Raw genomic sequence first — 1,589 nt, 5'->3', positions numbered from 1 at the left:
CCGACGCTGCCCTACTGGGCCGGCTTCGAGAACTTCAGCAAGCTCTTCGGCGACGAGGACTTCTGGAACGCCCTCTTCAACACCTTCGGCATCTTCCTGCTCTCCTCGGTGCCGCAGCTGCTGCTCGCCCTGGTGGTCGCCTCGCTGCTCAACCGCAGGTTGCGGGCGCAGACCTGGTGGCGGGTCGGCGTGCTGCTGCCGTACGTCACGCCGATCGTCGCCTCGACGATGGTCTTCAGCGTCTTCTTCTCCCGCGACTTCGGCATGGCCAACTGGGTGCTGGGCCTGTTCGGCCTCGGCGGCCCGGACGACCCGATCGACTGGCGGGCCGACAAGCTGCACGCCTGGATCGCCGTCGCCACGATGGTCAACTGGAAGTGGATCGGCTACAACCCCCTGCTCTACCTGGCCGCGATGCAGTCGATCCCGCGCGACGTCTACGAGGCGGCGGCGATCGACGGCGCGGGACCGTGGAAGCAGCTCTGGCGGATCACCGTGCCGATGATCCAGCCGGTCGTGCTGTTCACGGTCATCCTCTCCACCATCGGCGGGCTCCAGCTCTTCACCGAGCCGATGCTCTTCGACCCCAACGCGCAGGCCGCCACCGGTGGTCCGAACGGCGAGTGGCAGACCATCGCCCAGCTCATCTACAAGGTCGGCTGGAAGGACCTCAACCTCGGCTACGCCGCGGCCATGTCCTGGGCCCTCTTCCTGATCATCCTGATCGTCGCCGGCATCAACTTCCTGGTGACGAACCGACTGTCCGGAGGCCGGAAATGACCGCCACCCCGGCCCGCCGCAGGCCGCGGCTGATGGCCCGGGCCCCGCAGGACACCCCGGCCGGGTTCTGGACCTACCTGTTCCTCGCGGTGACCCTGCTCTTCGCCGCCTTCCCGTTGTACTGGATGTTCGTCATCGCGACCAGCGACGACGAGGCCCTCGCGAAGCTGCCGCCGGCGATCATCCCGGGCGACCGGTTCATGACCAACGTCCACGAGGTCTTCTCACTCCAGGACGTCTACTTCGCGGCCTCGCTGGTCAACAGCGTCATCGTCTCGACCGTGGTGACCGCCTCGGTGCTCTTCTTCTGCTCGCTGGCCGGGTTCGCCTTCGCCAAGCTGCGCTTCCGGGGCAGCAACGCGCTGATGCTCTTCGTGGTGCTCACCCTGACCGTGCCCAACCAGCTCGGCATCGTGGCGCTCTACATCGTGATGGGCAAGCTCGGCTGGAACGGCACCCTACTCGCGGTCATCGCGCCCGGCCTGGTCACCGCGTTCGGCGTGTTCTACATGCGGCAGTTCATCGTCAACACCGTCCCCGACGAGCTGGTCGAATCGGCCCGGGTGGACGGGGCCACGACCATGCGGGTGTACGCGAACATCGTGCTGCCGGCGATCCGCCCGGCCCTGGCGGTGCTCGGCCTGCTCACCTTCGTGGCCACCTGGAACGACTTCCAGTGGCCGCTGATCACGCTGGGCGGCACCGACTTCCCGACCTCGATGGTCGCGGTCTCCGACCTGGCCAGTGGCAACTATGTGATCTACCGGCGGGTGCTGGCGGGCGCGTTCATCGCCACCGTCCCCCTGCTG

General features: G+C 67.3%; 2 protein-coding genes. Both read left to right on the top strand.

All coding sequences use genetic code 11. The features are described 5' to 3' along the window. On the top strand, positions 1–780 hold a 780-nt coding region (locus tag ACWEVO_RS36295; RefSeq protein ID WP_452311909.1), incomplete at its 5' end, for a carbohydrate ABC transporter permease. Further along, positions 777–1,589: carbohydrate ABC transporter permease (locus ACWEVO_RS36290; protein WP_452311908.1), on the top strand; the 813-nt coding region annotated here is incomplete at its 3' end. The genes ACWEVO_RS36295 and ACWEVO_RS36290, both read left to right, overlap by 4 nt.

It is taken from the genome of Micromonospora sp. NPDC003776 (assembly GCF_053605645.1).
This window is presented reverse-complemented; position numbering and strand designations above follow the sequence as displayed.